Genomic DNA, 26833 nt, shown 5'->3' with positions numbered 1-26833 from the left:
ATGATATCGGAAAAAATCAATATCTCACTGGATCATCCCATCATGAAGGGCCATAAGGTCTTTGGTGAAGCGGTATTGCCCGGTCTTGCTTATATCGATTTGATTTATCAGGTTTTTCAGGAACACGGTTATGTATACAATGAGCTCGAATTGAAGCACGTTACGATTTATCAGCCTTTAACCGTCAGTGAAACGGCTGCAATCATTCTGACCATTCAATGTTCTGATAGCGGAGATGGAAAGTGGCTCATCTCCCTTTCAGGGCAGAAACAGCAAGGTGACGAGCTGTCAGACAATATACAATATGCGACGGCTGAAATGGTGAAAAGAGACGCTGTGACATTTGACGAAACCATTGATTTCGGCGATGTGAAGCAGTCAGGCAGATCTCTGAATCTTGATGACATGTATAACCGCTGCCTGGATCATGACTTGGTTCATTCCGGCATGATGAAATCGAACGGACGATTGTACGAAACAGAAGGCGGAATGCTGGCTGAGCTTTCTTGCGAAGAAGGAAAAGATTTCTTTTTATTCCATCCGGCACTTTTGGATGCGAGCGGAATCGGGGGGAGCGGTTTGCTTTCTGAAACAAACCGGCTTCACCTGCCTTTATATTATGAATCGTTCACGGCCGCCGACAGACTGCAATCTGAGTGCACGGCGCGTATCGCCGCTTCCGGCGTCCGTCAGGAAAAAGAACTCACAACGATGACGATCGAGTACTTCAGCCGATCCGGACAGAAGGTGGCGGAGCTTAAAAACATTACGGGAAAAGCGGTTCGGCTCGAAGAAGACGCGAATACAGCCGAACAGAATCAACAGGCTGCAACTGAGTCGGAAAGCGCAGATGAAAAAGACATCATTCTGTTTTTAAAGAAGCTTTTGGCTGATAAGCTTGGGCAGCCTTGGGAGACGCTGGACGTTCTTGCAGGATACTACGAGCTTGGGCTGGATTCATCTTCTTTGCTTGAGATTGTACAGGATATCAGTAAAAAGACGGGTGCGGACCTCGCGCCCACTCTTCTCTTTGAATATACAAATATAAAAGAACTCGCAGCCTTTTTGAAAAAGACCGTTTCATTTGAATGTGCGGAACGTGCAGCCGAACCATCACGGTCTGAAGCTGAAGCACCGGACGCGCCAGAACATCATAAAAACACCGGAGACATCGCGATTATCGGAATGGCCGGCCGCTATCCGAAAGCGAAAAGTGTGGCGGAGTTTTGGGAAAACCTGAAGGCAGGCACGGATTGCATCACTGAAGTTCCGAAGTCCCGCTGGGATTGGAAAACATATCAAAACGTAACGTCCCCGTCTGGAAAAACAGTATCAAAATGGGGCGGTTTCATTGACGATGCCGACTGCTTCGATCCGCAGTTTTTCAGAATCTCACCGCGTGAGGCGGAAACGATGGACCCGCAGGAGCGCCTGTTTTTAGAAACATGCTGGGAAACGATTGAAGATGCGGGGTATACGCCTGAAACGCTGGGAAATAAAGGGGAGAAACAGCATCCGATCGGCGTATTTGCAGGGGTGATGCATAAAGATTATTCCTTAATCGGCGCAGAACAATTATCTGAAACTGATCCTTTTCCGGTTTCACTGAATTATGCGCAGATTGCCAACAGAGTTTCCTATTATTGTGACTTCCACGGGCCGAGCATCGCGGTGGATACCGTTTGTTCCTCATCATTGACCGCCGTTCATCTGGCCATTGAAAGCATCCGCCGCGGCGAATGTGAGGCCGCGCTTGCGGGAGGGGTGAACTTGTCGCTGCACCCGGCGAAATATCTCAGCTACGGAAGCGTGGGCATGCACTCAAGTGACGGCCGCTGCCGTACATTCGGCGAGGGCGGGGACGGCTACGTTTCCGGAGAAGGAGTCGGTGCGGTCTTGCTCAAGCCGCTGGAAAAAGCCGAACAAGACGGCGACCGCATTTACGCGGTCATTAAAGGAAGCGCCGTTAACCACGTCGGGAAAGTAAGCGGAATTACCGTCCCGAGTCCTGCTGCACAGGCAGAAGTCATTAAGGCCTGTCTGAAAAAAGCAGGTATCAGCCCGCGGACCGTCAGTTATGTGGAAGCCCATGGCACGGGTACTTCGTTAGGAGACCCGATTGAAATTGAAGGTCTGTCAAAAGCGTTCAGTCAAGGGACGCAGGATCAGCAATTTTGTTCCATTGGTTCGGTCAAATCAAATATCGGCCACGCAGAATCAGCGGCGGGGATCAGCGGGTTAACAAAAGCGGCGCTGCAGCTTCATCACAAAACGCTTGTCAAATCACTGCATTCTGCGGAATTAAATCCTTACCTGAAATTTGAGGGATCTCCTTTTTACGTACAGCAGCAGACTGCTCCGTGGAAGCAGCCGGCAGCCGAAGAAAACGGTAAAGTCACACATTATCCGCGCAGGGCCGGGCTCAGTTCCTTCGGTGCATCCGGTTCGAATGCCCATATCATTTTAGAAGAATACATTCAGCCTGAACAAAAAGCGCCTGCACCTGAGAACGATGCAGCAAAACTCATCCCGCTGTCAGCAAGAAATAAAGACAGGCTTCTGGCCTATGCGGAAAAACTAGCCCGATCGCTTTCAGAAAAGACGGTGCTGTCTGAACTGGCTTATACTCTTCAGACAGGACGTGAAGAAATGGAGGAGAGAGCTGTCTTCCTTGTAAATGACACCCGCGACTTGAAAGAAAAGCTGAATGATTTCGTAAAAGGAAACGAAAACATCCCCGGTCTTTGGCGCGGACAAGCCGAGCTGCCGGAACTGAGCGAAGCCGCTCCCGAGACGGATGATCCGATACGGCTTGCCGAGTTATGGGCAGAAGGGAAAACAGTAGATTGGAATAAGCTGTACGCTTCGGGTAAACCGCGTAAAACAAGCGTTCCGACTTATCCGTTTGCAAAAGAACGCTATTGGATTCCGCAGCAGAAAAAACAGGAGAAAAGCCTTTCAGGCACAGTGCTGCATCCGCTTTTACAAGAAAATACGTCAGATTTTTCGCAGCAGCGCTTCACCTCTCTTTTTACGGGAGATGAATTTTTCCTATCTGACCATGTCGTCAACGGACAAAAAATACTGCCGGGCGTCGCCTATTTGGAAATGGCCAGAGAGGCGGTCAAAAAGGCTGCTGCCGTGACGGAAAAAGACCATAGCGTCACACTCAGACAGGTTGTTTGGGTCCGGCCGGTCATGATTGAAGACAAACCGAAGGAAATACATATTGCCCTTTACCCAGAAGACAATGGTGAGATTACCTATGAAATATACAGTGAGGCAGAAAACGGCGAAGATCCGGTTATTCACAGCCAGGGTGAAGCGGTCATTACCGAACCGGGAAGCGCCCAGATTGATATCGAGTCTGTCAAAGCTTCCTGCAATTTAGGAATCGTGATTGCGGAAGAATGTTACGGTGCTTTTGAGAAGATCGGTCTGGATTACGGAGAGGCATACAGGGGCGTACAGCAATTGCTGATCGGAGAAGACCGATTATTGGCTCGTATTTCACTCCCAGCAGCCGTACATGACAAAAAAGAACAGTATACGCTTCACCCGAGTATGATGGACGCCGCTTTTCACGCTTCCGTCGGTCTGCTTGTCCGCTCGATACATGACGATGCAGACAGCCACGAGCTTTCTTTGCCGTTTGCGATGCAGGAGGTGGAAGTGTTTGGGCCGTGTCCTGAACATATCTGGTCATATATCCGGTACACAGAAGGCAGCAAAGCAGATGACAACGTAAGAAAATTTGACATTGATATGTGCGATGATGCCGGTACGGTTTATGTCCGGATGAAAGGCGCGTCCGTCCGGGCGCTTGACACAAGCCAAACAGCGGGCGGAGAAACCTCGGAGGCGCCTGTCGGCCATACGATGCTGATTCCGGCTTGGGAGCCTGTTGCGCTTGAAAAAGCCGGGGAAGCAGCGGCGGATAAGCAGACGGCAGTATTCGGCGGAACGGGTTCGAGACATACGCGCATAAAAGAACATCTGCCGAACGCTTCCTATTATCCGATCAGAAGTACGGATGATATCACATCTCTTACGCACATGCTTGAAGGACAAAAAGAACTGGAGCAAATCATTTGGCTTGCTCCGCAGGCTGAGAGTGCGGACAGCCTCAAAGAACAGGAAAGAAACGTTCTTCATGTGTTCAAGCTGATGAAAGCATTACTTGCCTTAGGGTACGGAGAAAAACGTTTGGACTGGTGCATCGTCACAGCAAATGCCCAGCCGTTTTCGGATCAAGACAGCGCCGACCCGTCACAAGCCGCAGTCAGCGGACTTGCCGGAACAATGGCGAAAGAATATCCGCATTGGCATATCCGCATGATTGACACAGAAACGGACGGCAGCTGGCCGATCGAAGAGGCGCTCAGTCTTTCTGCCGGGAAAAACGGTCAAATTTGGGCGTACCGCAATCAGCAGCTGTTTGAGCGGCAGCTGATACCGCTTGACAATATGCCGAAAAACGGCACGCTGTACCAAACAGGCGGGGTTTATGCCGTGATCGGAGGCGCCGGGTATCTTGGCGAGGCATGGAGTGAATACATGATCCGCCGCTACAAAGCACGCATCATTTGGATCGGAAGAAGCACACTGAATGATTCCATACAGGCGAAACTCGACCGGCTCAGCGCATTCGGCCCGGCGCCTGAATATGTTTCCGCCGATGCCGCCGACAGTGCTTCCTTAGAGAGGGCTTATCAGTTCATAAAAGAGCGCCACACAAAAATGAATGGAATCATCCACTCGGCAATGGATTTGTCTGAGCAAAGCTTAAATAATATGAAGACAGAAGAGTTCAAATCGGTGCTGCGGGCAAAAGCCGATGTAAGTGTGTCCATGGCGGAGGTATTTGGACGGGAGCCGCTTGACTTTGCGCTCTTCTTCTCCTCGCTTGTGGCATTTATCCATAACGTGAAACAAAGCCATTATGCCGCGGGATGCGCTTTCAGTGACGCATTTGCGAAAGAACTTGATCAGACATGGAATTGTCCGGTCAAAGTGATGAATTGGGGCTATTGGGGCAACAGCGAAGCGGCTGAAGACGGGGATTTTATTCAGCTGATGGATCAGATCGGATTGGGATTGATCGAACCGGACGCTGCAATGGAGGCGCTTGAAACCCTTATGACGCTGCCGGTTGATCAGGCGGCTTTCATTCATACGACAAAACCGGTCGCAGTCGAAGGGATGAATGAAAGAGAAAAGATTTCCGTTTATCCGTCTCAGCCGCTTGTCTTTTCACAACAGCCGAAGGTCGCTCCGCCCGGCGCACTTCTTGTTAGAGAGGCTGACCATCAGGAGCTCGATGATTTTCTGTATCAGCTTTTGATCGCCCAGCTTAAAGAAGCAGACTTGCTGACGCCGCAAAGCCTTAAAGCGTATGAGCCCGAACACGAATACTTTAAAAAATGGCTCAATCAAACGATCGCTTTCCTTCTGGAACATGGCTATCTGGAAGGGAATGCGGATTCATATAAACTGTCGGCGCAAGCCGAAAACACAACCGCCTCGCTATGGCAAAAATGGGAGCGGGAAAAAGAGGAATGGCTCAATAACGCCGATACAAAAGCGATGACTGTTTTAGCCGAGACGATGCTTAAAGCACTGCCGGACATTCTGCGGGAAGAAGTGCCAGCGACAGACATCATGTTCCCGCACTCTTCAATGGAACTTGTTGAAGGAATTTATAAGCACAATCAAGTCGCGGATTACTTTAACAGCGCCCTGTCAGATACATTAACGGCTTATGTGAAAGAAAACATCAGCAAACATTCAAAAGCCGAGATCCGCATACTGGAAATCGGAGCGGGCACAGGCGGCACAAGCGCAGGCATATTTGAAAAGCTTAGGCCGTATCAAAACCATATAAAGGAATACTGTTACACCGATGTATCAAAAGCTTTTCTCGTGCATGCGGAGACGGAATACGGCAAACGGAATCCTTATCTGACGTATCAGCTTTTTAACGCAGAAGCGCCGCTTGCCGGCCAGGACATAGAGCCGGGCGCATACGACATCGTCGTTGCGGCCAATGTGCTCCACGCGACGAAAGACATCCGCCAGACGCTGAGAAACGCCAAAGCCGTTTTAAAAGACAACGGTTTGCTGCTCTTAAATGAAATGGCGGGAAACAGCCTGTTCCCGCATATTACTTTCGGACTGCTTGAAGGCTGGTGGCTGCATGAAGATTCCGCCCTTCGTATTCCGGGGTGCCCGGGCTTGTATCCGGAAAGCTGGAAGCGCGTGTTAGAAAGTGAAGGCTGGCATTCTGTCTTCTTCCCGGCAGAAGCGGCACATGAATTAAGCCATCAGATTATAGCGGCAAAAAGCAACGGCATTGTTCGCCAAAAAACGTTTAAAGCAGGGGCCGGAAAACGGACCGCTCCGCCAAAAGCAGCACATGCGCCGGAACTTCAGGCGCAAACAACGGTGCAAAAAGGCGACACGTCTTTAACAGAAAAAAGCACCGAGTACTTGAAAACGTTAATCGGAGAAACATTAAAAATTCCGCCGGCTCAAATTGATCCGAAAGCGCCGCTTGAAAAATACGGAATTGATTCTATCGTCGTCGTACAGCTGACAAACGCGTTACGAAATGTATTGGACCAAGTCAGCAGCACTTTATTTTTTGAATATCAGACGATTGAGGCGCTCGTCGCTCACTTAATCAAAACGAAAAAAGACGCGATGATCAAACTGACGGGACAAACGCCTGTTCAGAAAGAACGGAAGGCATCACCAGAACCGCAGGCTGTACAGCCTGCTAAGCCGCTTCGCACTGACTGGCGGCGGAGGGAAAAACGGGCAGCCAAAGAGACCGTCCGGCAAAGTTCGGTTCGCGACGTGGCCATCATCGGTGTTTCAGGACGCTACCCGCAGGCAAAAACAGCGGCTGAGCTTTGGGCTAATATTAAAAAAGGAAAAAACTGCATAGAAGAAATCCCGCGGGAACGCTGGAACTGGCAGGATTACTACGATGAAGAGAAAGGTAAAGAAGGCTCTATTTATACGAAATGGGGCGGCTTCATTGAGGATATGGACAAGTTTGATCCGCTGTTCTTTCAGATTTCTCCTTTGGAAGCGGAGCGAATGGATCCGCAGGAGCGATTATTTTTAGAAACGGCGTATGCGAGTATCGAGGATGCCGGCTATACGCCTGACAACCTGTGCCAAAGCAGAAAAATCGGTGTTTTTGCCGGCGCGATGAACAAAAACTACCCGACAGGCTACGGCTATTGGTCCATTGCCAACAGGGTATCTTACCTTTTTGATTTCCAAGGGCCGAGCATTGCCGTTGATACAGCCTGCTCTTCTTCTTTGACGGCCATTCATCTGGCGCTTGAGAGCATATACAGCGGTTCAAGCGAATGTGCGATTGCCGGGGGCGTAAACATAGTGACCGACCCGATCCATTATATGAATCTGTCAGTCATGAACATGCTTTCCGCAGGCGATACGTGCAAATCGTTCGGAGACCGCGCGGATGGTTTTGTCGACGGAGAAGGGGTAGGAGCGGTCGTATTAAAGCCGTTGGACCGGGCGATTGCCGATAACGATCACATTTACGGTGTAATTAAAGGAAGCACCATTAACAGCGGAGGCAAAACGAACGGATACACCGTTCCGAATCCGAAAGCGCAGGCCGCCTTAATAAAAGAAGCTTTCGAAAGGGCAAACGTCCCGGCGCGCACCGTCAGTTATATTGAAGCCCACGGTACGGGGACAGCATTAGGAGATCCGATTGAAATCGCCGGATTAACGAAAGCATTTGAAGAGGATACAACAGATAAACAGTTTTGCGCCATCGGCTCCGCAAAATCAAATATCGGTCATTGTGAAAGCGCCGCGGGCATTGCGGGTCTGACAAAAATACTATTCCAGCTCAAAGACCGCCAAATTGCGCCGTCCCTGCACGCGGAACAGCTGAATCCGAATATTGATTTCGCGTATACGCCGTTTGCCGTTCAGCAGGAGCTCGGTGAGTGGAAACGTCCCGTCATCGGCGGCAAAGAGCTTCCGAGAAGGGCGGGGTTAAGCAGCTTCGGCGCGGGAGGAGCAAACGCCCACCTCGTCATAGAAGAATATACGGCAGACAAAGAGCCTGATGAGATGCCGGCAGATCAGCCCGCCATCATCGTCCTGTCCGCGAAAAACAGCGAACGGCTCACTGAAAAAGCAAAACAGCTCAGAGACGCCATCCGTGAAAAAAGATACAGCGGCAGCGACCTTATGAGCATAGCCTTTACTCTTCAGACGGGCCGGGTGCCGATGGAAGAGCGTCTCGGTTTTATCGTCCATTCACTTCATGAACTTGAGGAAAAACTGAATGGATTTACCGCCGGACACAACAGCGCCGGACTGCACCGTGACGGCACGGAAGAAAACAAACGGATGCTTGCCGTATTTTCGGCGGATGATGATCTGGAAACAATCATAGACGCTTGGATCAGCAAACGGAAATATTCTAAGCTGCTTGAGCTTTGGGTAAAAGGATTGGACATCGATTGGGCGAAATTATACGGAGACCGTCCTCCGGCCCGCATCAGCCTGCCTGCTTATCCGTTTGCGAAAGAACGCTTCTGGCATCAGCAGCCTGTACAAAGCAAGGCCGCGTCCGTTAAGGCGCCGGCTGATGAAAATGATCCGGCGGAACAATTTGAAGTGATGGCTTTTAGAGAAGTTCTTAAAGAACAGGCTCTGCCAGCTGCCGGAGAAAAGAGAATCAAAACGGTGATTTCTTTTTTATCTGATCAGAAGAAGCAGCAGGAAGCCGTCTCTGTGATCAGATCGTATGACAATGACATTGACGTTATTTTTATCGCTCAGGGAGACCGGTATGAGGCTCTGTCCGCCGGCCGCTGCCAAGTGGTGCGGGAAGATCCGCAATCATATGTGAACGCTTTTGCGGATATTCAAAAAGAGTACGGTGAAGCTTCTGCCATTTTGTATTTATGGGCGCTTGAAGATAAAAGCTGCATCGAAGATTATTCATGTATCGTCCATATTCTCCAAGCAATGGCTGAGACCGGTCTGCAGCCGGAAAGGCTGTTATTGGCGGGGGAATATGCATCCGGTCTGGAAAGGTGCTACTTGGAATCATGGATCGGCTTTGAGCGTTCGCTCGGCATAGTTCTCCCGAAAACAAGTGTTACCGGCCACTTCAGAAAAGCCGGAGCGGCCATAACGGACTGGATGAGAACCATTTGGGACGAGCTGAAAGCTGAAACAGACCATACCGTTTTCTTGGAAGAGGGAAAACGATATGTCTATCACACCGAACCAACCGGACTAACGAAAGAAAACGGCAGAATCAGAACCGGCGGAACATATCTCATTACAGGCGGATTAGGAGGGCTCGGCTGCTTATTTGCCCGCCATCTCGCCCGGAACTACCAGGCAAATGTCATTCTCACGGGGCGGTCGCCGATCAATGAAGAAAAGAAAGAAAAAATGAAAGACCTGGAAAATCTCGGTGCGGGTGTTCTTTACGCCGAAGCCGATGTTTGTGATCCGATCGGAATGGGCGACTGCATCAAGCGCGCGAAAGAACGATTCGGAGCCATTCACGGCGTCATTCATGCGGCGGGCATCGAAAGCAGAACATCCGTCTTTGAAAATGAAATCGGGAATTTCCGCAGTACGCTTGAACCGAAAATAAACGGAAGCCTGCTTCTTGACGAGTGGCTGAAAAACGAAACGCCGGATTTCATCTGCTACTTTTCATCCACATCGGCTGTTTTAGGAGATTTCGGCTGCTGTGATTACGCGGTCGCGAACAGGTTCCAAATGGCGTATGCCAACTATAAAAACGAACAATCAGAAAGCGGAAACGCTTTTGTCATCAACTGGCCGGTCTGGAAAAACGGCGGAATGGCCGTCGGCGGTGAAGAGACGACGGGCATGTACCTGAAATCAAGCGGCCAGCGCCTGTTAGAAACAGATGAAGGCATTGAGCTGTTTGAGCGCGTTATTTCTCAAGACAACACCCAGTGCCTTATCATTGCCGGCGAAAGAAGCCGTGCCGAACGATTTTTAGGCATACGGCGGGACGATTCATCAAAACCGGATGCGCTTTTGGAAACCGTGAGCCGCCGCATCCCGGAAGAAAGCGCAGAAAAACGGCTCGAAGCGGATTTGAAAGAGCTGATACACAGTCTGCTGAAAATATCCAAAGATAAACTCGTCCTGCATAAAAATTGGGCGGAATTCGGATTTGATTCCATATATTTAGCCAAATTTGCCGCTCTTTTGACGAGTCATTACGGCATTGAAGTCACTCCGGCGTTATTTTACAGCTATGCCACGCTCGGAGACGTCATCAGCTATTACTTGACAGAACACAAAGAAACGATCGAAACGTTTTACAGAACGGAAGAAACCGAAACAGAAGCCGCCGCTCCGGAAAGCAAGGAGTATACGGATCAGGAGATCATCGCCATGATGAAACAGGTCTCTGAGGGGACATTAGATTTTAAAAGAGTGCAAGACATCATAGAAGGGAGTAAGACCTATGAATCATAAAGAACTTCTCGATGCCTACAGATCAGGAACGCTCACCATCGCTGAAGTAGAACAAAAGCTTCAGGCTTTCAAGCGGACAACTGCAAAACGTCCGCTTTCTGAAGGCCAGAAAGGTTTGTGGATGCTTCAGAAAATGTTTCCGGAGATGAGCGCATATAACATTCCGTTATGCTTTCGTTTTCAAAAGCTGGATATCGAGACATTCAAAAACGCCCTTTTGTCCGTGCAGCGCCAGCACCCTATTTTGACCAGTGTGATAAAAGAGAAAAACGGCCTTCCGTATCAGATAGAAGATACGGATCGGCATTTTCCGATTGAAGAAATGGATCTTTCTGAATTAAGCGGGCGTGACGCTCTTTCGTTTATTAAAGAAAAAGCAAAAGAACCGTTTTCGCTTGAAACCGGGCCGCTCCTGCGTGTTCAAGTATTCCGGCGGGCGAAGCGGGAGCCGATTGTGTTAATCACCATTCACCATATCATTTTTGACGGCGTCTCTCTTATGACGTTTATGTCGGCGCTGCTGGACGCTTATGCAAAAGCAAGGGAAGGCAAAGAACCTGTCATGCTTCAGCAGGCCGCAGATTATCATGACTTTGTGAAATGGGAAAAAGAGCTGCTGGAAAGCGAAGCGGGAAAAACGCATCTCTCTTATTGGAAAAAGCAGCTGGAAGGACCGCTGCCGGTGCTTGAGCTTCCGTCGGATTATCCGAGATCATCGGTTCAAACGTGCAAAGGGCAGGCGTATCAGCGCTTGCTTCCTGATGAACTGAACCGGCAGATTAAAGTTTGCGCCCAAAAAAATAATGTCAATGAATCCGTTGTGTATCTCGCTATTTTCAAAGGACTGCTCTATCAATATACGAATCAGGAAGATGTCATCGTCGGCATGCCGACGATGGGGCGTTCTGAGGCTCAATTTGAGTCTGTCATCGGCTACTTTATTAATATGATCGCGGTCAGAAGCAGAGAGACGGGCGCCAAATCTTTTACGTCGTTTTTGAAGGAGCTGCAGCTGACACTGGCAGAAGGGCTGGACCATGCCGCGTATCCGTTTCCCGCGCTTGTCAAAGAATTGAAGACGGAACGCTCGCCTGCGGTGTCGCCTGTTTTTCAAACCGCGTTTTTCTATCAAAACTTCTTCCGGACGGAAGGAGCGGAAAAGCTGGCGGAACTATATCAATCACTCGGCATTGAAATGATAGAAGACATTCATCAGGAAGGCGAATTTGAGCTTGCGCTTGAAGTCTATAAAAAAGAAACGGGAACCGTCCTGCAATTTCTGTACAACCCGGATGTCTACAGCCCTTCTTTCATCGAACGAATGGCGGAGCATTATATGAAACTGGCAGAAAAGGTGCTTTCTGATCCGGAGATCGCTTTTGAAGCCTGTTCCGGCCTGCTCAATCAAAGACGGGATGAAAGCCGTTCATCCCATCAGCCGAAAGAGCGCTGCATTCATGAAGTGTTTGCGGAAAAAGCCGGACGCCACCCTGACAGAGAAGCCGTCACATTCGGTGAAAACAGTCTTACATATCGCGAATTAGATGAACGAAGCACGGCGCTCGCTGTGTACCTGCAAGAAAAGGGCGTCACACCGGAATGCCCGGTCGGCATTTGTACGGAGCGTTCTTTTGAGATGGTCATCGGCATCCTCGCCATTTTAAAAGCGGGAGGCGCGTATGTACCGCTGGACCCGGCTTTTCCAAACGAACGGATGGCGCACGTGTTGACTGACAGCGGCGTGTCAATCGTATTAACGCAGGAAAAGACGCGCGGCATGATTGAACAGTTGGCCATCGGCGGTGTGAGCACGGTGGAAATTGAAAACAGCGGACGTTCTGTCAGCGGGGCAAAACTGACGCCGCGTTCAAAACCGCATCATCTCGCTTATATTCTATATACGTCCGGAAGCACGGGAAAACCGAAAGGCGTCATGGTTGAGCACAGGGCCATCATGAATACGCTGCAGTTTTTGGAAGCTGAGTATCCGGTCGCACAAGAGGATGCCTATCTGTTAAAAACGAATTACGTATTTGACGTTTCGATTTCTGAATTATTCGGCTGGTTTATCGGAAACGGACGGCTTGTCATTTTGCCGCCTGGTGCAGAAAAAAATCCGCAGCTTTGCATGGAATATATCCAAACCCACCAGGTCACGCATCTGAATTTTGCGCCCGCCGTGTTTAATGTATTTCTGGAAACGGTAAAGCGGCATACGGCATTTACAGAAGACGGCCCTGTGAAATATGTGATGGTGGCCGGTGAGGCGTTTCCGAAAGATTTAGTCAAAAAGTCAGTTTCCATCTTCAAACATGCCAGAATTGAAAATATATACGGCCCGACGGAAACATCCATTTATGCCGCTTACTACAGCTGCGGCCAAAAGGAAATCACAAGCAGGAATACGCCGATCGGGAAACCGATTCACAATACGCGGCTTTATATCGTTGATGAAAAGCTCAGCCCCGTCCCTGACGGTGTGGCCGGGGAGCTTTGCGTGGCCGGCGCCGGTCTGGCCAGAGGCTATTACAATCAGCCTGAGCTGACGGCGGCATCATTTATTGATAATCCGTTTAGTGAAGGAGAAAAACTTTACAAAACAGGTGATTTGGCCAGATGGCTGCCTGACGGAAATATAGAATATGCCGGCCGGATTGACAGTCAGGTGAAAATTCGCGGCTTCCGCATCGAATTGGGAGCGATTGAAACGAAATTGAGCGAACATCCGGATATCCTTGACCAGGCGGTTGTGGTTCAGGAAAAGAACGGACATAAAAAGCTGATTGCTTATTATACGGCCCGCTCCGGTCATACGGCAGACGAAAAAGCGCTCCGCAACCATCTTTTATCGAGCCTGCCGGATTATATGGCGCCTGCCCATTTTATCCGTCTGGATGCGCTGCCGTTAACACCGAGCGGAAAAGTGAACCGCAAAGACCTAAAACAGCGCAAGGTAATCGTTCACCGGTCTGAAAAGACGGGCAGACTGCCGTTATCAGAAGCGGAAGCGAAAGTGACCGCAATATGGGAAGACCTGCTGAATACGGCGGGCATCAAAATCGAAGACGGCTTTTTCGATGTTGGAGGCGACTCGCTTCTGGCTGTTGCGGCGGCAGAACGCATTAAACAGGAGCTTGAATGCGATTTTACCGTCACGGATTTATTCGAACACTCTACCATTCAGGCGATCAGCCGATTTATTGTTGAAACAAAACAGGCGGCTGAATCAGAGGCGCCCGGCCAAGATGAGAGAGAAAGAGAACAAACACCGCAAAACGGGGTGCCGTCTTACTTTGACGACAGTGTGGCGATAGTGGGGATCTCCTGCCAGTTCCCCGGCGCGAAAAATCATCATGAGTTTTGGAAGCAGTTAAGAGAAGGAAAGGAAAGCGTCCGGTTCTACTCGAAAGAAGAACTTCGGGAAGCCGGCGTGCCTGAAGATTTGATCGAAAATCCCGACTATGTGCCGGCATTATCGACGATAGAAGGAAAAGATCTCTTTGACCCTGAGTTCTTTCACATTTCTCCGAAAGACGCAGAATTTATGGATCCTCAGCTTCGGCTTCTGCTGCTTCATTCTTGGAAAGCCGTCGAGGACGCGGGATATGTATCGAAAGAGATTCCGAAGACAAGCGTTTATATGTCGGCAAGCAATAATTCGTATCGGTCGCTTTTGCCGGAAAAAACGACAGAAGGCCATGAATCTCCCGACGGCTATGTGTCATGGGTGTTAGCGCAGAGCGGCACGATTCCGACGATGGTTTCCCATAAGCTCGGATTAAAAGGGCCAAGCTATTTCGTTCATTCCAATTGCTCATCATCATTAGTCGGTCTTTATTCAGCCTATAGAAGCATAACGAGCGGAGAATCGGAATACGCACTCGTCGGCGGAGCAACTCTGCATGCAGCGACCGGCATCGGCTATGTGCACCAAAACGGATTGAATTTTTCAAGCGACGGGCATGTCAAAGCATTTGACGCTTCAGCCGACGGTATGGCGGGCGGAGAAGGAGCGGCCGTCATTCTGCTGAAAAAGGCGTCACAAGCCGTTCAGGACGGAGATCACATATACGCCATGCTCAGAGGCATCGGTCTGAACAATGACGGAGCAGATAAAGTCGGTTTTTACGCACCAAGTGTAAAAGGTCAGACTGACGTCATCCAGCATGTTTTAGACAGCACGAATATTCACCCGGAGACGATTTCCTATATCGAAGCGCACGGCACAGGAACGACATTGGGTGATCCGATTGAAATGTCCGCGCTGCAGCAAGTGTATAAACGTTACACGGACCGGGAGCAGTATTGCGGGATCGGTTCCGTAAAAACGAATATCGGACATTTGGATACAGCAGCAGGTCTGGCCGGGTGCATCAAAGTCGCCATGAGTTTATATCATCGGGAGCTGGCGCCTACCATTAATTACACGTCACCGAATCCGAATATCAAATTCAGCGGTTCGCCGTTTTATGTGGCGGATAAGAGAAAACCGCTGCCGGAGAGGGAGACGCCGCACCGCGCAGCGTTAAGCTCATTCGGACTCGGAGGAACAAACGCACACGCCATTTTTGAACAGTATGAAAACAAAACGATCAGCGGATCAAATGACGGACAGCCGCCTTATATCGTTCCGCTGTCAGCGAGAAATAAGCAGCGTCTTACTGCCTATGCATCTTGTTTATCCGGCTTTCTGGATGAAGCCGAAAACGACGTTTCCTTGCATGATCTGGCATTTACGTATCAGACCGGACGTGAAGCGATGGAAGAGAGAGCCGTTTTTATCAGTCATGATCGTCACGATTTGAAGCGTCAGCTGCAGGATTTCATCAACGGCAATGACCAAACCATCTTACGGGGCGAAAAAGTGAGAAGCAGAGAAGTGTCAGCTCAGGAGATGGAAGAGCTTGCGGCATGTCAGACACGGGATGAAAAGCTGAAAGCACTGGCGGCGCTCTGGGTTGAAGGAGCGCGTGTCGATTGGGGCTTATTGTATCAGGATTCCGCGCCGCAAAGAATCAGTGCGCCGACCTACCCGTTCGCAGAGGAGCGCTTCTGGCCGGAAGAAACGGTGAAGCAAACGGATACCAAGCTTTTGCATCCGCTGGTACATCAGAATACATCCGTCTTGCAGGAGCAGCGGTTCAGTTCGGAATTCACGGGAAAAGAGTATTTTATTGCCGAGCATATCATTAAAGGAATGGCGATCGTGCCGGCTGCCGTTACCCTTGAGATGGCACGGGCCGCGGCGGAGAAAAGCATCGGCGGGGCAACAGAGGAATCTCTGGGCCTGCGCTTAAAGAATATTGTATGGGTCCGTCCGGTGATAGCCGATCAGGAGGCTGTCCGTGTCCATATCGGACTTTATGAAGAAGAGGACGGACAGATTCAATACAGAATGTACGGGGGTAACGATTCTATCGGTGAAGAAGCTCCTCTTTATAATCAGGGCATCGCTGAAATCATCCGGAAGGAACCGGAGGAAGCGGCGGATATTGAGCAGCTGAAGCGCCGGTGCACACAGGGAACAATCGAATCTCAAGCGTTTTACAAAGGAATGATCGGTGCTGATTACGGGCCCGGATACAAAGGGGTGCAGCTTGTATACAAAGGCGATGACCGGCTGCTTGCTAAATTGAAGCTTCCTGAATCCGTCTCTCATACAAAAGCTGATTATATCCTTCATCCGAGTATGATGGACGGTGCGCTTCAGGCCGCCGAATATTTGCAAAACGTGACGAGAGCGCTGCTTACAGAAAGCGGGGAACCATTCAAAGCCGCATTGCCGTTTGCTTTAGAGGAGCTGGACGTTCTGAATCCGTGCGCTGATGATATGTGGGTGCACGTCACATTCAGTGCGAACAATAAAGCCGGCGATCCTATCCAAAAAGCCGATATTGATCTATATGACAATAACGGCGGGCTTTGTGTGCGGATGAGAGGTTTCTCAACGCGGATCATGGAAGAAAACGCGGGTGCCGGCATTTCGGTCAGCCGTACGGACACATTGCTCGCTGAACCGGTCTGGAAAGAGCAGCCGGAACCGGCGGCCCACGAGCCTTCGTATGAAGAGCATATCATTTTCCTTTGTGAGTACGATGAAGCTGTAAAACAGGCCGTGGAAGCAAAGCTTGAACATGCAAGCGTCATTATCTTGGACGATCGTCCCGCATCTATTGCAGAGCGGTATCATTCTTATGCGGGTCAGATGTTTGACCATATCAAAACCATAATGAAAAGCAAGCCGATGGGCCGCGTTCTTCTTCAGGCTGTTACGCGGTCAGCAGGCTTACAGCAGGTGTTCTCAGGCATTACCGGACTCTTCAAAACCGCATGCCTTGAACATTCCAAGCTGATCTGTCAAATGATCGAAGCCGAGGAGGAAGAAAGTGCTGAAGGCATAGCGGAAAAAGCGTCCGAAAACCGTATGCATGCCGAAAGCGTCCATGTGAAATATGAAAACGGCAAGCGCTTTGCCGCTGATTGGGAAGAGATGGATATTTCTCAAGCGGAGCCGGACATTCCGTGGAAAGACGAAGGCGTTTATCTCATTACAGGAGGTGCGGGAGGTTTAGGTCTGATCTTTGCAAAAGAGATCGCAAACCGTACAAAAGACACCGTCATCATACTAACCGGCCGGTCCGCTCTCAGAGAAAAGCAGAAAGACATGCTGGAAACAGTACGTGCTGCCGGCGCTTCTGTTTTCTACGAGCAGACCGATGTCACGGACGAAGCAGAAGTATACCGATTGATCCGCAATATCCGCAAACGGCACGGCAAGCTGGACGGGATTGTTCACAGTGCCGGCATTATAAAAGACAACTACATGGTGAAGAAGACGGCAGAGGAATACCAACACGTTCTCGCTCCGAAAGTGAAGGGCCTTGTGTATCTTGATGAAGCGTCACAACATGAGAAATTAGATGTCTTTATTGTCTTCTCATCCTTATCAGGTGTGCTTGGAAGCGTCGGCCAGGCTGATTATGCGTCTGCAAATGTCTTTATGGAGATGTATGCCGAGTACCGCCGTTCTTTACAAGCCGCAGGACAAAGATACGGAAAGACACTTTCTGTCAGCTGGCCGTTATGGAAAGAAGGCGGAATGCAGGCAGGAAAGCAGACGGAAGATATGCTGATGCAGGAGGCGGGAATCGCACCGCTCGGCACAGATGCCGGCATCAAGGCTTTATATCAAGGCTTGATGAGCGGGACAGCCCGGCTGACGGTTCTTGAAGGAGATGTGAAACACATGAAAGCAAAACTGTTCCGCAAAGAGAATGATCATCCGGAAGCAGAGACCGGCGTACGTCATGACATTGATGCTGACAGCCTGCTTGAAAAAGTGAAGCATCTGTTAAAACAGCAGACGGCCTCACTGTTAAAAGTAAACATTGACAAAATTGATCCTCATGAAGAAATGACAAAATACGGGCTGGATTCTATCTCGATGACTGAGTTTACGAACCAGTTAAACAAAACGTACCGGCTTACATTAACGCCGACGATTTTCTTTGATCATCCGACAATCCATGAATTTGCCGTTCATTTAATCAGTGAATACGAAGAGGAATTTGCCGGACGGTTTGCGGTAAATACAAAAACGGTTCAATCGGCAAGACCGGTAAAAGAGACTCAAATCACGCGCCCGGCCGTTAAGCGACGCCGCACTCTGCCTGAGACACTTCCGCAGACAGTGCAGCGGGACCAAGGGCCGGAACCGATCGCAATCGTAGGCATCAGCGGGATTTTCCCGATGGCAGAAGACATTGAAGCTTACTGGCAGAACCTGAAAGAAGGCAAAGACTGCATGACCGAGATTCCGAAAGACCGCTGGGACTGGCGGGACTATTACGGGGATCCCGCAAAAGAAGCCAATAAAACAAACGTCAACCAAGGCGGGTTTATTGACGGAATTGCTGAATTTGATCCATTGTTTTTCGGGATTTCACCGCGGGAAGCGGAGCAAATGGACCCTCAGCAGCGACTCTTGCTGACGCACGCGTGGAAAGCGATTGAAGATGCCGGATATGCGTCAAAGAGTCTCTCAGGCACAAAAACAGGTGTGTTTATCGGGACCGGAAATACCGGCTACGGTTCTCTTTTAGCCAATGCCGATGCGGAGATTGAAGGGTCATCCGCGGCGAATACAAGTCCGTCTGTCGGACCGAACCGTGTCAGCTATACGCTCAATCTGCACGGGCCGAGCGAACCGATTGATACCGCCTGCTCAAGCTCGCTCGTTGCCATACACCATGCCGTTTCTTCAATTGAAGAAGGGACGTGCGACATGGCTTTGGCGGGAGGAATCAATACGATTGTTCTTCCGGATGTGTATATCAGTTTTGACAAAGCGGGCGCGCTGAGTAAAGAAGGAAGATGCAAAACGTTCTCTGATCAGGCTGACGGTTTTGCCCATGGTGAAGGAGCCGGTCTCTTTTTCCTCAAAAAGCTGAAAGCCGCTGAGGCGGATGGGGACTATATTTACGGCGTCATTAAAGGAAGCGCGGTGAATCACGGCGGCCGCGCGGCATCTTTAACAACGCCTAACCCGAAACAACAGGCGGAAGTCATTAAAGCCGCATACAAAAAAGCGGGCATTGATCCGAAAACAGTCTCTTATATCGAAGCGCACGGCACCGGAACAGAACTGGGAGATCCCGTTGAAATTAACGGCCTGAAACAAGCGTTCAGCTCGTTTACAGACGGAAAAGAGAAAGCGGCCGGCTATTGCGGCTTAGGGTCGGTCAAAACGAATATCGGCCATTTATCCCTTGCCGCGGGAGCAGCGGGCATTATTAAAATTTTGCTGCAGATGAAGCATCGGACACTAGTAAAAAGTCTCCACTGTGAGACGGTAAATCCGTACATTCAGCTTGAAGACAGCCCGTTTTATCTGGTGCGGGAGACGATGGAATGGAAGACGCAGACGGACGAACGCGGAAACGAACAGCCGCGCCGCGCGGGCATCAGCTCATTCGGCATCGGAGGCGTAAATGCCCACGTCGTCATCGAAGAATACATTCCAGAAGACAGAGAGGAAGCAGATGATTCTCATATCGATCCATGTCTTTTCGTTCTGTCCGCCAAAAATGAAAAACGCCTGAAAGAACAGGCAAAACAGCTGAAACGTGCGCTTACTGAAAAACGGTACGATCAATCCTCCCTCGTTTCTATGGCATATACCCTCCAAATCGGAAGGGACGCCATGGAAGAACGCCTGGCGGTTATTGCCGGATCCGCAGAAGAACTGCAGGAAAAACTGTCACAGTTTATCACTGGAGATAAGCACGCGGACTTGTACAGAGGAAGAATAGACAAAGGCACGCTGCAAATGCTGACGGAAGATGAAGAAATTCAAGAAGCCGTTGAAAAATGGATGGCCCGCGGCAAATACGCGAAGCTGCTTGAATTGTGGGTCAAAGGGCTGAACGTCGATTGGGCGAAGCTGTATGGAGACCGGCCGCCTAAACGCATGAGCCTGCCGTCGTATCCTTTTGCAAAAGACCGTTATTGGGCGGCGAAACATACCGGAAAACACGAAAAAACAAAAACTGTATCTGCCGGAAAACAAGACGCGCTTCATCCGCTTCTGCACAGAAATACTTCAAACCTTGCAGAACAGCGGTTCAGTTCAATCTATACAGGAGAAGAATTTTACCTTGCGGACCATGTTGTAAAAGGCGTGCCGATTTTACCGGGAGTGGCACATCTTGAAATGGCGCGCGCAGCAATGGAACAGGCATCTGAAGTTCCGGCCGGACAAGGAAGCGTCAAGCTTAAGAATACGGTTTGGGTGCGGCCGATCACCATTGAAGACGAGCCGGTTCATGTCAACATCCGTCTCATTCCTGAAACGGCAAATGACGTTCAATTCGACATTTACAGCGGCCGGGACACAGATCAGCCGTCCGTTTACAGCCAAGGGGCAGTATCAGTCCGCCCTGACGCCGAGGCTCCGGTCATTGATCTCCAAAAGCTGAGATCACAATCCGCCGAGACACCGTTTTCTGCAGATGAAGTGTACGATATGTACCGCAAAATCGGTTTTGATTACGGCCCGGCTTTCCGGGGTGTCAAAGCGATTTATACAGGTGATGATTTCGTATTGGGCAGACTGTCACTTGATGCGGCTTGTGCGGACACGGTACAGGAGTATGTCATGCATCCGGGCTTAATGGACTCTGCATTGCAGGCATCAAGCATATTAACCGGAACAAATGATGAAAAACTGATGCTTCCGTTTGCGGTTCAGGAGCTTGAAGTATTCAGCGCATGCGCTGCCGAGATGTGGGTTTACGCCAGACTTTCTGAAGACCACAAAGCCGGCCAGATTGAAAAACGCGATCTTGATATTTGTGATGAAAACGGCAAGGTTTGCGTAAGGCTGAAAGGTTTGTCATTCAGAACGGCTGAAAAAGAACCTGAGAAAAAAGAAAAAGCTCCGGAAACGCTCATGCTTGAGCCGGTATGGAGCCGAAGCGATAAAACCGCCGTTCAAACGGAACCGGTTTTTGCCCGGCATATCGTGTTGCTTTGTGACACAGACGCCGGATTGAAACAAGCCGTTGAAGCCGCGGGAGCTGAATGTATTGAAATGACCTCCCAGCATGGGAAAGCGGCGGCGCGCTTCCGTGATTATACAGGACGGATATTGGAGACGCTGCAAAAACTGCTGAAGGAAGAGACGGATGGAGACGTCCTCATCCAGACGGTTCTCTCTAAAACTGATAAGCATCAGCTGCTCTCAGGGATTTCAGCTCTGTTAAAAACAGCCGGCCTGGAACATGTAAAACTGAAAACCCAGCTGATTGAAATAGAACCGGCGGAAAACGGAAGAATCACAGACATCATCAGAGAAAATAAAACACGGGCTGATGACAGCCATGTCAAATATGAAAACGGCATCCGATACAGCGCAGATGTCAAAGAAACGGCCGTGTCCGGCGGCAAAATACGCATTCCGTGGAACGACGGAGGCATTTATCTCATTACCGGAGGAGCCGGGGGCTTAGGCTTTATTTTCGCGAAAGAAATCGCCCGCAAAGTCAAAGAGCCGACACTGGTTTTGACAGGCCGTTCCGCTTTAAGCGAGAATCAGCGGATGCAGCTGCAATCGCTTGAATCACTCGGAGCAAAAGCGGAATACAAGCAGGCTGACGTAACAAACGCTCAAACTGCGGCAGACCTGGTCAAAACAATTGAAACGGAATATGGCGGCCTTCACGGCATCATTCATAGCGCGGGTGTGATGAAAGATCAGTATATCGCAAAGAAAACAACCGAAGAGTTTTACAGTGTATTGGCTCCTAAAACGGACGGATTTGTCAACCTTGATGAAGCAACCGAGCATTTAGCGCTGGACTTTTTCATTGTTTTCTCATCCATTTCCGGCGTCACCGGGAATGCGGGACAGGCGGATTACGCGGCGGCAAACGCATTTATGGACAGCTATGCGGCATACCGCAACGCACTGGTTACCGCAATGTACCGCCACGGTCACACATTGTCGGTCAATTGGCCGCTTTGGAAAGACGGCGGAATGCAAGTCAATGAAGAAATGGCGAAGCTCACCGAAAAAAGAACCGGTGTAACGCCGATGCGCACTGAGACCGGAATAGAAGCTCTTTACAAAGCATGGAGCACGGGGAAAACAAGCGTGCTCGTCATGGAAGGAAACCGCGCCGTAATGCGGGAAAAGCTGCTTCAAAAGACTCCTGCAGCAGCTTTTGCACCGGTTAAGAAAACGGATGAAACGCCTGTGCCGAAAGACCTGACGGCAAAACTTCAGGAATTGCTGGCAAAAGAGGTTTCCGGGCTTCTGAAAATAAACATTGAAGAAATCGATATCGAATTGGAGTTTAATCAATACGGATTTGATTCCATTACGCTGACGGAATTCGCCAACAAGCTGAATGACACTTATCAGCTTGATCTGACACCGACCGTATTTTTTGAATATGCGACGATTCAAGCCCTGGCGCATCATTTAGCAGAAGACTATCAAACACAATTTGCCGGCAGCACACAGCCGAAAGAAGAAAAACAAAGCGGCGTAACTGATGATGGCGGCATCAGACTGGCAGGGAACAAACGATTTGCAAAAACTGCCGTACAGCCTGTTCAGACTGCGGCTGAACATAAACCGGAACCGATCGCTATTGTCGGCATGAGCGGAGTGTTTCCGAAGGCCGCAAATATTGATGAGTATTGGCGCAACTTAGAAGAGGGAAAAGATTGTATAACAGAGGTTCCGGCGGATCGCTGGGACTGGCGTGAGTATTACGGTGACCCGCTTAATGAAGCCAACAAAACAAATGTAAAGTGGGGCGGATTTATTGACGGAGTTGCGGATTTTGATCCGCTGTTCTTCGGAATTTCACCGCTGGAAGCCGAACAGATGGATCCCCAGCAGCGCTTGTTAATGATGTATGCGTGGAAAGCGATAGAAGATGCGGGATATTCCGCTAAAAGCCTTTCCGGCACGAAAACAGGCCTGTATATCGGCACGGGGAATACCGGATACGGCTCACTGTTTTCCGACCTGGATATCGGCGGTGCGTCAGCCGCAAATATGAGTCCGTCAGCGGGGCCGAACCGCGTCAGCTATATGCTTAATCTGCACGGGCCGAGTGAACCGATCGACACGGCTTGTTCCAGCTCGCTGGTCGCGATTCATCACGCCGTATGCGCCATTGAAAACGGGAACTGCGATATGGCGATCGCCGGCGGCGTGAATACTGTCGTCACACCGCAAGGCCACATCGCTTATGACAAAGCCGGCGCTCTGAGCAAAGAAGGGAAATGTAAAACGTTCTCCGACAGGGCGGACGGATTTGCCGTCAGTGAAGGTGCCGGAATTCTGTTTTTGAAAAAGCTGTCAGAAGCGGAAAAAGCGGGCGATCATATCTACGGTGTCATTAAAGGCAGCGCGGTCAACCACGGCGGACGCGCGAACTCCTTGACGACACCGAACCCGAAAGCCCAGGCGGAAGTCGTCAGAACGGCTTATGACAAAGCAGGCATTGATCCGAGAACAGTCACTTATATAGAAGCGCACGGAACCGGAACGGAGCTTGGCGATCCGGTCGAAATCAACGGCCTGAAATCCGCCTTTCAAAAGCTGTACGAAAAAACAGGCGATTCCGCCGTTTACGCGAGTCACTGCGGTCTGGGATCGGCTAAAACCAATATCGGCCACCTGTCACTGGCAGCCGGTGTCGCGGGTGTGATCAAAGTGCTGATGCAGATGAAGCATAAAACACTTGCAAAAAGCCTCCACAGCGAGGTCATCAACCCGTATATCAAGCTGAAAGACAGTCCGTTTTACATCGTACAGGAAAAAAGAGAATGGACGGCATTGAAAGACGAAAACGGCAATCATCTGCCGCGCCGTGCGGGAATCAGTTCTTTCGGCATCGGCGGCGTAAACGCCCATGTCGTCATTGAAGAATATATCCCGAAGGTAGAAAGAAAAACAGCTGTTTTCACACACCCTCAAATCTTTGTGCTGTCGGCCAAAGAAGAAGAGCGTCTGCAGGAACAGGCGCAGCAGCTGGCGCAAGCTCCTTTTACGGATGCGGATCTTGCCGGTGTTGCTTACACGCTTCAGCAGGGACGGGATGCGATGGAAGAAAGAGCGGCCATTATCGCTTCCTCGGCCGAAGAACTGCGGGACAAGCTAAAGAGCTGTGCGAAAGGACGTTATGATATAGCGGGCATTTATAAAGGAAAAGCGGGTAAAACCTCCCTGAAATCCATTCTGGCAGGCGCAAACGGCGAAGCGGATATCGAAGAGCTGATAAGCCGCCGAGAGAATGACAAGCTTGCGGAATTATGGGTGCAGGGCGCGGATATCAAATGGGACGGCTTATATTCTGATATCAAGCCCCAACGGATGAGTCTTCCTGCTTACCCGTTTGCGAAAGAGCGGTACTGGATCACGGACAATCGGCCGAAAGCAGAGAAACCGCAAGCTGTGCCGACGTCGCGGGTGCTGCACCCGCTGCTTCACGAAAATGTATCAGATTTAACAGAGCAGCGGTACCGATCCGAATTTACGGGACAAGAGACGATTTTCACCGATCATCTTATTAAAGGCAAGCCGGTTATGCCGGGCGTTGCCTACTTGGAAATGGCTAGGGCGGCGGTTGCTCAGGCAGTCAAAGGGCAAAAGGAACGTCCGTCTGTCACCCGCCTGAAAAACATCGTTTGGGTTCGGCCGATCGAAGCGGGAAACCGCCCGATTGAAGCGCAAATCAGCCTGAACCCGAGGGAAAACGGTGAAATTGTGTATGACATTTACACGGATTCACAAACAGAAGCAAGCGGCAGGCAGATACACTGTCAGGGGGCTGCCGGCATTCTCAGCGCCGGGGAGGCTCCGCACCGTGATATAGGCGCACTGAAAGCTCAATGCGGCCTCAGTATACTGACTTCTGAACAGTGTTACGGCTTATTCAGCAAAATCGGCATTGACTACGGTCCCGGACAACAAGGAATTCAGCACATTCATATCGGAAGCAATCAGGTATTAGCTGAGCTCCGGCTGCCTTCCTTCCTCGAAGAAACGGCAGATCAATACGTTCTTCACCCGTGTATGCTTGATTCAGCTTTGCAAGCGACAATCGGACTGAAGCTGCACGCAGATGATAACCAGCTGTCACTGCCGTTCGCCCTTGAAGAACTGGACATTTTCAGTCCGTGCACGACAAGCATGTGGGCGTACGTCAGCTCCCGGGGAACGGATGAAAAAATACAGCGTATGGACATTGACTTATGCGATGAGACCGGCCGGGTCTGTGTCAGAATTAAAGGGATTTCTTCCAGAATGATGGAAGGCCCCGCGCCGGAAACATCATTAAATGGATCAAACCTTCTGGCTCCGGTGTGGGATCTCGCGGAATTCCGTGATCAAAGCCCGGCATATAAGACGGAAGAGGTTGTCTTTATCGCGGGGGATGAGGAAAGCGCGGCTTTTCAATTGCATCATCCTTCTGCGAGAAGGCTCCATATCACCCCGGAGGATGAAATAGAGGCTGTTGCGGCTGAACTGAAAGCAACAGGGTCTTTCGGGCATATCGTATGGATCGCTCCTTTTCACAGCGCTGACGACATGGTAAAAGCTCAGGATGCGGGCGTCATCCAGATGTACAGAGTGATTAAGGCCATGCTTGCTTTAGGATATGGAGGCAAGCGAATCAGCTTGACTGCAGTCACAATAAAAACACAGTCCGTACAGCCGGCGGACATTATTGATCCGGCTCATGCAGGCATTCACGGTTTGGTCGGCTCGCTCGCAAAAGAGTATCCGAACTGGCAAACAAGGCTGATTGATGCCGGATGTCCGGAAGATGTTTCAAAGGCGGAGCTGTTCTCAGCGCCGTTTGATGAGCAAGGCAATACATGGGCGTACCGGAACGATCACTGGTACAAACAGCGCCTTATTCCTGTACAGCAGCCGGTGTCAAGCCGGCCCGCTTACCAACAAGGCGGCGTTTATGTCGTCATCGGCGGCGCGGGGGGCATCGGCGAGGCATGGAGCGAATATGCCGTGAAAACGTATCAGGCGCGAGTCGTTTGGATCGGCAGACGAAAACATAACAGCGCCATCCAGGAAAAAATCGACAGACTCAGCCAATTCGGGCCGGCGCCGATTTATATTGAAGCTGACGCGGCAAATCCGAATGAGCTCACACGGGCGTATGAAACGATCAAACGCACGCACCCGCAAATTAACGGAATCATCCATTCCGCAATTGTTTTAGAGGATCAGAGCCTGAAAAATATGCCGGAAAGCCGTTTTAAAAGCGTGCTCGCTGCAAAAGTCAATGTCAGTGTGAATATGGCCCGCGTGTTCCGAAATGAGCCGCTGGACTTTGCATTGTTCTTCTCATCTGTTCAATCATTTGCACGAGCGGCCGGACAAAGCAATTATGCTGCCGGATGCAGTTTCAAAGATGCCTTTGCCGCTCATTTGGCTCAAGTTCGGCCGTATTCGGCGGCAGTGATGAATTGGAGCTACTGGGGCAGTGTCGGAATCGTATCATCTGCCGAATATCAAGAACGGATGAAACAGGCGGGAGTCGGATCAATTGAAGCGCCGGAAGCAATGGCGGCGCTTGAACGATTGCTCGGCGGCCCATTGAATCAGTTCGTCATGATGAAACAGGCGGAAGAGCCGGAGGAAAAACCGGAAGAAATGATAGAAGTATACCCTGAACATCACGGCTCGGCGATGCAAAAACTGCGAAGCTATCAGCCTAAAGTAACAAGACATGTACAACAATTGAGTTAAGGAGGG

At 50.2% G+C, this 26833-nt stretch carries 2 protein-coding genes; both read left to right on the top strand.

The annotated features are described in order from the left end of the window. Nucleotides 1-10536: a type I polyketide synthase gene (locus K3G25_RS09180; protein ID WP_232489694.1), complete on the top strand. Its 10536-nt coding sequence runs from the start codon at nucleotides 1-3 to the stop codon at nucleotides 10534-10536. Then, nucleotides 10526-26827, top strand: a complete 16302-nt coding sequence (locus K3G25_RS09175; protein ID WP_232489693.1) for a non-ribosomal peptide synthetase — start codon at nucleotides 10526-10528, stop codon at nucleotides 26825-26827. Before K3G25_RS09180 ends, K3G25_RS09175 begins: the two co-directional genes overlap by 11 nt. Nucleotides 26828-26833: the final 6 nt, after the last annotated feature.

The organism is Bacillus sp. FCW2 (assembly GCF_021228595.1).
GTDB classification, from domain to species: domain Bacteria; phylum Bacillota; class Bacilli; order Bacillales; family Bacillaceae; genus Bacillus; species Bacillus velezensis.
This window is presented reverse-complemented; position numbering and strand designations above follow the sequence as displayed.